At 74.7% G+C, this 8018-nt stretch carries 8 protein-coding genes; 3 read left to right on the plus strand and 5 right to left on the minus strand.

Features of this window, described 5'->3' with window-relative positions; translation table 11 throughout:
- Positions 1-35 precede the first annotated feature (35 nt).
- The 4 genes from ACFXDE_RS22215 to ACFXDE_RS22230 form a co-directional block, all read right to left on the minus strand.
- Positions 36-1151: a PDZ domain-containing protein gene (locus ACFXDE_RS22215; protein WP_380496565.1), complete on the minus strand. Its 1116-nt coding sequence runs from the start codon at positions 1149-1151 to the stop codon at positions 36-38.
- A gap of 42 nt (positions 1152-1193) precedes the next feature.
- Positions 1194-1385 (minus strand): hypothetical protein, encoded by a 192-nt coding sequence (locus ACFXDE_RS22220; RefSeq protein ID WP_380438464.1) that lies wholly within the window; start codon positions 1383-1385, stop codon positions 1194-1196.
- Between the two features lie 187 nt (positions 1386-1572).
- Positions 1573-2013, minus strand: a complete 441-nt coding sequence (locus ACFXDE_RS22225; RefSeq protein WP_359966241.1) for a molybdenum cofactor biosynthesis protein MoaE — start codon at positions 2011-2013, stop codon at positions 1573-1575.
- Between the two features lie 201 nt (positions 2014-2214).
- Positions 2215-3363 carry an NAD-dependent epimerase/dehydratase family protein gene (locus tag ACFXDE_RS22230; RefSeq protein WP_380438460.1) on the minus strand — a complete coding sequence of 383 codons (1149 nt, stop codon included), beginning with the start codon at positions 3361-3363 and terminating at the stop codon, positions 2215-2217.
- 199 nt (positions 3364-3562) lie between these two features.
- Between ACFXDE_RS22230 and ACFXDE_RS22235 the strand changes: the two genes are divergently transcribed.
- Positions 3563-5137 carry a zinc-dependent metalloprotease gene (locus ACFXDE_RS22235; RefSeq protein ID WP_380496566.1) on the plus strand — a complete coding sequence of 525 codons (1575 nt, stop codon included), beginning with the start codon at positions 3563-3565 and terminating at the stop codon, positions 5135-5137.
- Complete coding sequence (locus ACFXDE_RS22240) at positions 5134-5721, plus strand: NUDIX hydrolase (RefSeq protein ID WP_380496567.1); 588 nt, start codon at positions 5134-5136, stop codon at positions 5719-5721. Before ACFXDE_RS22235 ends, ACFXDE_RS22240 begins: the two co-directional genes overlap by 4 nt.
- Positions 5722-5910: 189 nt before the next feature.
- Here the strand turns inward: ACFXDE_RS22240 and ACFXDE_RS22245 are convergent, their stop codons facing one another.
- Positions 5911-6588 carry a M48 family metallopeptidase gene (locus ACFXDE_RS22245; protein WP_380496569.1) on the minus strand — a complete coding sequence of 226 codons (678 nt, stop codon included), beginning with the start codon at positions 6586-6588 and terminating at the stop codon, positions 5911-5913.
- 324 nt (positions 6589-6912) lie between these two features.
- On the opposite strand from ACFXDE_RS22245, the gene ACFXDE_RS22250 reads away from it, so the two are divergent.
- A complete protein-coding gene (locus tag ACFXDE_RS22250; RefSeq protein WP_380496570.1) occupies positions 6913-7998 on the plus strand; it encodes a ThiF family adenylyltransferase in 1086 nt (361 codons plus the stop codon).
- Positions 7999-8018: the final 20 nt, after the last annotated feature.

The following is an 8018-nucleotide window of genomic DNA, read 5'->3' on the forward strand; positions in this document are numbered from 1 at the left end:
CCCTGCCGCACGGCGGGGCCCGCCGCGGCGGATCGCTACTTCGCGGCGCAGGACGGCAGCGCGGAGGTCTGGCCGGAGCGGATCTGCTCCAGCGACTTCAGCGCGCCGTCCAGCGTGTCCGTCTTGACCAGGGTCAGCCCGGACGGGACGTTCTTGCCCGCCTCGGCGCAGTTGCCGGACGGGGTGAGGAAGTACTCGGCGCCGGCGTCGCGGGCGGCGATGATCTTCATCGATATCCCGCCGATCGGCCCGACCTTGCCGTCGTCGTCGATGGTGCCGGTGCCCGCGACGAACCTGCCGCCGGTGAGGTCGCCGCCCGGGGTCAGCTTGTCGATGATGCCGAGCGAGAACATCAGGCCGGCGCTCGGCCCGCCCACGTCCTGCAGGCCGATGTCGATCTGGAACGGGTAGGTGTGCCGGATCCCGGTGCCGATGCCGACCACCGCGAGGCCGGCGCGCTCGGCCGGGGCCTTCGGGTCGAGGTCCCTGGCCGCCACGGTCGGGACGGTGACGTCGGTGCGGGCCGCCGGGTCCGCGGCGCCGTTGCCCGAGGTGTCCTTGAGCCGCGGGACGACGGTGAAGACCACCGGCTCGCCCGGCTTGTGCTTGGTGACGCCCGCGGCCACCTGGTCCGTCGTCGTCACCGCGGTGCCGTCGACGGCGACGATCTGGTCGCCCGCGTGCAGCCGGCCCTCGGCGGGCGCGCCCGCGGTGACCGTCTTGACGATCAGGTCGTTGCCGACCGGGATGCCCAGCTGCTTGAGCGCCGCGGTGCGGGCGCTGTCCTCGGAGGAGGCGAACTCCTCGGCGTTCTGCTTCTTCGCGTCCGCGTCCGACTGCCCCTTGGGGTAGACGTTGTCGTGCGGCACCACCATCACGTCGTCGCGCAGCCACCCGATCACCGCGTTCACCAGGCTGGGCTCGTACTTGGCCCCGGTGACCTGCACGGTCGTCATGTTCAGGTGCCCGGTCGTCGGGTACGAGTCGCGCCCGGTGATGGTGATCACCGGCTTGCCCCCCTGCTGGCCGAGCGTGTTGTACGTCGGACCCGGGCTCATCTCCGTGTACGGCACCTTCATCAGCACCGAGACGCAGAGCAGCGCTATGAGCAGCAGGGTGGCGGCGAGCATCGTCGCGGAGCGGCGTGGCATGCCACGACAGTACGGGACGCGGGTGAACCGGCGCCCCCCGGGCTACCGGCCGGAGGTCTCCCCCGAACCGGCGCTGCCGGCGGTCGTGCGTTCCATCGCGGCCATGAACCGCCGGTGTTCGGCGAGTGAGGCCGGGTCCCCCGTGGCCCTCGGCGCCCGCTGGGCCCAGCCCGCCCACACGGCGGCGAGCAGGACGGCGGCAACCGGAATGATCAACCAGGCGAGCGCACCCATGTCAGTACTCCCAGCTCGTCGTGTCTATGAGCAGATTAACCACTCCGGCGGACAACGCGATCACCGCCGTCCGGGTTACGGGAGCGCCGATCGGCTCACTGCCGGGGAGTATCCGGCGCGGGCGGCCGGACCCGTTCGGGTGAGGCCGCGGCGCGCCTGACGCTCCGCGTGCCGGGAACGTGCGGGTTCAGCAGCTGCCGGCGCCGACCCACTCCTCCTCGCCGTCGGCGAAGACCTGGTGCTTCCAGATCGGCACCTCGTGCTTGAGGTCGTCGATGAGCCGGCGCGCGGCGGCGAAGGCCTCGCCCCGATGGGCGCAGGAGACCGCGACGATCACGGCCTTGTCGGTGATCTCCAGCCGGCCGATCCGGTGCACCGCGGCGAGCGCGCGGACCGGGAAGTCCGCGACGATCTTCTCGGCGATGCGGCGCATCTCCTGCTCGGCCGTGGGGTGGCAGCTGTACTCCAGCGCGGCCACCGACTTGCCGCCGTCGTGGTCACGGACCGTCCCGACGAAGACGGTCGTGCCGCCGGCCGCGTCGTCGCCCACCGCCTCGTACACCTCGTCCAGGGAGAGCGGGGTGTCGCGGACGGCGAGCAGGCGGATGGGGTCGTGGTTCTCGGACATGACCCCATGATTGCCCATCCGGGGTGGTCCCGGGCAAGGGGCTTCCGCATCACGATCCGGGAATTTCGCATCGTGAGAAGTCGAGGTGACGGCCGACCCCGCGCTCCGGGCCCGGCTCCCTCTCGGGCCGCCCTGCCGGACATCTCCACGCCGGACGTCCCGACGCGGGACGCCCCCTCGGTGGGCGCCCCCTCGGACTCCTCAGAAGCGGCGCCGCTTGCGCGCCCGCCGCACCAGCGCCGCCGTGCCCACCAGTGCCACCGTCGCCCCGGCCGCGCCCAGGCTGGTCGCCGCCTCCTTGCCGCCCAGCCGCCGCCCGGCCACCGCGTGCTTGCCCGCCACCTGCGCCAGCAGCTCCGCCAGCACCTGCTCGTTCGTCCAGGCCGGACGCCAGCCCGCCTCGTGCAGCCGGCTGCCGGACACCACCCACGGGTACATCGTGTAGGCCAGGTCCCCGGCCGGCGCCGGGGTCAGGCCCAGACGGTGCAGCCGGGCCGCGGTGCCGAGCGCCAGGGAGGCCGGCAGCTCCATCCGGCGGATGCCGGACAGCCGCTCCACGTCCTCCTGCTCCAACCAGCCGTCGCAGCCGACCGTCACCTCGCCCTCGACCAGGCCGAGCGCCGCGTACTCCAGCGCCATCGCCAGGTCGTCCACGTGGCAGAACTGCCAGCACGGCCGCGAACCGGCCACCACCAGCAGCCGGGGCGCCTCGAAGTGCCGGGTCAGCACCGTGTCCACGCCCGGACCCACCACGACCGCCGGGCGCAGCACCGTCACCTGCAGCCCCGGGTGGGCGCGCGGCGCCCGCCGGGCCAGGCGCTCGATCTCCAGGAGGTCCCCGACCAGCGAGGCCTCCTCCGTCGCCCGCAGCTCGGAGTCCTCGGCCAGCGGCACCTCGTTGTCGGCCAGCGCGCCGTAGACCATCGCCGACGTGCACAGCACCACCCGGTGCACCCCGGCCGCCGCGGCGGCGGTCAGCACGGTCTGCGCGCCGCGGACGTTGTAGGCGCTGCGGGCCCGCGGATCGGACTCCATGCCGAAGTCCATCGCCAGGTGCACCACGACGTCGACCCCGGCCAGCCGCTCGGCGACCGCCGGATCCCGCACGTCCAGCACCCGCCACTGCACGCCCGGCACGTCACCGCGCCGGTCGTCCACCGCGAGGACCTTCTTCACGTGCGGGGAGGCCACCAGGCGGGCCGCGACCCGCTCGCCGAGCACCCCCGCGGCCCCCGTGACGGCCACGACGACCGGCCGTCCGCCGTAGGCTGGAGGCGGCGACGCCGTGGTGTCCGGGGCGTCCTCGCCTCCGGTCAGCCCAGAGCGAACGTCCGAGGGCGGGGAACTCACCGGCCATCCTCCACGGTTAGCTTATGTGCGTACGTACGTGTGTCACGTACGTCCATCCTGCCCGAGGCGAAGGCCCCGCGGTGCACCCGGCGCGGGCCCGCCGCGCGGGAGCCGCTCGCGAGTCCCCACTCCGCCGCCGCCCCGGGCCCGCAGGATTTCCCGCCACACCCGTATGACGGCCGACCGGATCGAGGACCCCGTGAGCGACCTTCCCTTCGGATTCGGCGTTCCGCCCGAGGAGCCCGAGGACGGCAAGGCCAAGCCCGACGACGAGCAGAAGAAGAAGGACCAGGGCTCGCAGGGCGCCGACCAGAGCGGCCCCCAGCCCTTCGGCTTCGGCGCCGGCAACCCCTTCGGCGCGCTGTTCGGGATGCCCGGCGCCCCCGGCACCCCGGGCGCCCCCGGCGCGGGCGACAACCCGTTCGCCGCGATGTTCGGCGGCCTCAACCCGGGCGACCTCGGCGCCGCGTTCCAGCAGCTCGGACAGATGCTCTCCTTCGAGGGCGGCCCGGTGAACTGGGACCTCGCCACGAACATCGCCCGCCAGACCGTCGTCGCCGAACCCGCCGAGGGCAAGAGCAAGGACCGCTCGGTCAGCGCCGCCGAGCGCTCCGCCGTCGCCGAGGCCGTCCGGCTCGCCGACCTCTGGCTCGACGGCGCCACCGAGTTCCCCTCCGGCGCCGGCACCGCCGTCGCCTGGAGCCGCGCCGAGTGGATCGAGGCCACCCTCCCGGTCTGGAAGGACCTCGTCGACCCCGTCGCCGAACGCGTCGGCACCGCCATGGGCGGCGTCCTGCCCGAGGAGATGCAGGCCATGGCCGGCCCCCTCATGGGCATGATGCGCTCCATGGGCGGCGCCATGTTCGGCACCCAGATCGGCCAGGCCCTCGGCGCCCTCGCCGCCGAGGTCGTCGGCTCCACCGACATCGGCCTGCCCCTCGCCCCGGCCGGCAAGGCCGCGCTGCTGCCCCAGAACGTCGCCGAGTTCGGCGAGGGCCTCAGCGTGCCCGCCGAGGAGGTCCGCCTCTACCTCGCCCTGCGCGAGGCCGCCCACCAGCGCCTCTTCGCCCACGTGCCGTGGCTGCGCGCCCACCTGCTGGGCGCCGTCGAGGCCTACGCCCGCGGCATCAAGGTCGACACCTCCCGCATGGAGGAACTCGTCGGCCAGCTCGACCCCACCAACCCCGAGGCGCTCCAGGAAGCGCTCGCCGGCGGTCTCCTCCAGCCCGAGGACACCCCCGAGCAGAAGGCCGCCCTCGCCCGCCTGGAGACCGCGCTCGCCCTCGTCGAGGGCTGGGTCGACGCCGTCGTCCACACCGCCGCCGAGCCCCACCTGCCCCAGGCCGGAGCCCTGCGCGAGACCGTCCGCCGCCGCCGCGCCGCCGGCGGCCCCGCCGAGCAGACCTTCGCCACCCTCGTCGGCCTGGAGCTGCGCCCGCGCCGCCTGCGCGACGCCGCCCGGCTCTGGGCGCTGCTCGCCGACGCGCGCGGCGTCGAGGGCCGCGACGCCCTCTGGCAGCACCCCGACATGCTGCCCACCGCCGCCGACCTCGACGACCCGGACGCCTTCGTGCACCGCGGCGCGGCCGGCGACCTGGAGGGCGGCATCGACTTCGACGCGCTCGACAAGCTGCTCGGCGAGGCCGCGGCCGGCGGCACCACGAACCTCACCAAGGGCGACACCCCCGAGAACGACGGGCCCAAGCAGGACGGGCCCAAGCAGAACGGGCCCGAGCAGGACGGCACCGACGGAAAGGGCGAGCCCACCGCATGACCGCCACCGACCCGGGGGCGTCCGCCCTGCACGCGGACGCCGTCGGCACCCTGACCCGGTGGCGGCCCGCCGACCAGGACCAGGAACAGCTGCGACTGGACTACCTGGAGCACCTGGACGCGCAGCCCGAGGGCCTGTACCGCTCCTGCCTGCCCGCCCACATCACCGCGAGCGCCGCGGTCGTCGACCCGGCGGCCGGGCGGGTGCTGCTCACCCTGCACCCCAAGGTCGGCCTGTGGCTGCAGATGGGCGGGCACTGCGAGCCGGGCGACGCCGACCTCGCGTCGGCCGCGCTGCGCGAGGCCGTCGAGGAGTCCGGCATCCCGGACCTCACCCTGCTCGCCGTCGACGGCCGGCCCGCCCCGGCCAAGCTCGACCGGCACCAGGTCCGCTGCACCGGCAAGGACCGGCCGGAGAACACCCACCTGGACGTCCAGTACATCGCGCTGGCCCCGGCCGGCGCGCAGGCACTGATCAGCGAGGAGTCGCTCGACCTGCGCTGGTTCGACTACGACGGCCTGCCCGAGCTGACCGACCACTCGGTGCGCGACCTCGTCGCGCGGGCGAGGCGGCTCACGAGCTGAGGTGCGACAACCGGAAGGGGGCGCGGGCCGCATAGGCCCACGCCCCCTTCCGTCGCTCCCACGTTCGATCCCGCGGCCCCGCCGCGCTTCTCCCCGCCTTCCCGCTCCCTACCTTCCCCCGTTTCCCTGCCTCCCCGTTTCCCTGCCTCCCCCGCCGGGCTCCTCAGCCGGGCTCCTCAGCCGGGCTCCTCAGCCGCAGGAACGCGCCGGGTCGGACTCCGGGTCCGCGCTCCGGGCCCCCGGGATGTGCGGTAGCCGCGCCGCCGACACCACGCCCTCCAGGTACCCGCGCGCCCGCTCCGTCCGGGGATAGGCCTCCAGCAGCGCCCAGAACCCCGGACCGTGATCCGGCACCAGCAGGTGCGCCAGCTCGTGCAGCAGCACGTAGTCGAGCACGTACTCCGGCATCCCCTGGAGACGGTGCGAGAGCCGGATCGTCCCCTCGCTCGGCGTGCACGAGCCCCAGCGCGAATTCTGGTTCGTGACCCAGCGGACCTGGGCCGGCTTCGCCCGGCCGTCCAGGTACGCGGCCGACAGCTCGCGGGCCCGCGCCTCCAACGCGTCGTCCCCCGGGATCCGGCGGCTCTCCTGCGCGGCCAGCTTCTCCAGCATCTGCGCGACCCACCGCTGCTCCTCGGCGTGCGACATCCGCGCCGGGATCAGGACGACGGTGCGGTCGCCCTCGCGGTAGGCCGAGACGGTGCGGCTGCGGCGGGCACTGCGGCGCACCTCGACCCGCGTGCGGTCGTGCGGCTCCCCCGGCTTGGGCGGGGACGCCTGGTGCTGTGCCTGGTGCTGCGTCTGGTGCTGGGGCTGCGCGGATTTCGGCTGCTGATCCGAGCGCCCGCGCGTGCTCGGCGCCGCCACTTGCGACCCGGACGCTGCACGGGCACGCCGACGCGACGCCGATGGATGGGAGTCCCGCTCGGCTGCCATGGCACACGACGTTACCCGCTACCACTGACAGAAGTCCGCTGCCATGGCCGAAATCTTTCGTGGAGTGATCGGTAACGAAAGGCCGACAAGGGGTGTCCGGAAACCGACGCCGGAGCGGATACCCAGTTATCCACAGGACCTGCGAACCGATGATGTGATCATGGGCCAGCGCCTGTGGATAACCCGGCGCACGATGTCGCCCCGATCGGGCAAGCTGCCGTCAGCCGTCCGAAAACGATCGGAAAGGAGACCGCCGTGCGCCTCGCCCTCAAGCCCGCCCTGTCCCGCAGCTGGCGCGACACCGAGACCCTGCAGTTCGGGACCATCAGCCGCTACGCGGGAGTGGTCGAGCACGCCGACAAGACCCTGTGCGACTTCCTGGGCCTGCTCGACGGCACCCGGGACCGCCCCGCGCTGCTGGCGGCCGGCGAGAAGGCCGGGCTCGGCCGCGACCCGGCCGAGGCGCTGCTCGCCGAGCTGGAGGAGGCCGGGCTCCTCGACGACGCGGAGGCGGCCGAGGCCGCGCTCGCCCGCTTCCCGCAGCCGCACCGGGAGCTGCTGGGGCCGGACCTCGCCTCGCTCTCGCTGGTCCACTCCGGCCCGGGTGCCGCACCGGCGGTGCTCGCCCGGCGGGCGGACACCCGGATCGAGGTCCGCGGCGCGGGGCGGGTCGGGGCCGCCGTGGCGGCGGTGCTCGCGGCAGCCGGGGCGGGGGCCGTCACGGTGAAGGACGGCGGCCGCGTCCGGCCTGGCGACTGCTCCCCCGCGGGCGTGCCGCCGTCCGACGTCGGGCGGCTGCGGACGACGGCGGCGAAGGAGGCGGTCCAGCGGGCCTCGGCCCGTCGCCCGGCACCCGCGCCGCGGCGGGCCGCGGACGCGCCGCCCGATCTCGTGGTGCTCGCGCCTCGGGACGGCAGCGGGGCGTTCGCGGGCGGGGCGTACGAGGCGCGGCAGCTGCTGCGGGCCGGGGTGCCGCATCTCTACGTGGGCGTGGTGGAGGAGTTCGGGGTGGTCGGGCCCCTGGTGGTGCCGGGGGTGTCGGCCTGCGGGCACTGCCTGGTGCTGCGGAGGGAGGACGAGGACGCGGCGTGGCCACGGGTGCTGGCCCAGCTCGCGGACGGAGGACCGGGGCGTGCGCGCACCCCGGCCTGCGACACCGCGATGGCCACCGCCGTGGCGGGCCTGGCGGCACTCCACGTCCAGGTGCTGCTCGACGGCGGCCGGCCGCCGAGCGTGAACGGGTGGTGCGAGTTCTCGGCCACCGACGGCATGCCGCGCCGGATGCGCCTGAGGGGCCACCCGGACTGCGGCTGCCTGTGGCAGCCGCTGCCACCGAGATAGGACGCCGGGAGGCGGGTGGG

Origin of the sequence: Kitasatospora sp. NPDC059408 (assembly GCF_042751525.1) — a bacterium.
Lineage (GTDB): Bacteria > Actinomycetota > Actinomycetes > Streptomycetales > Streptomycetaceae > Kitasatospora.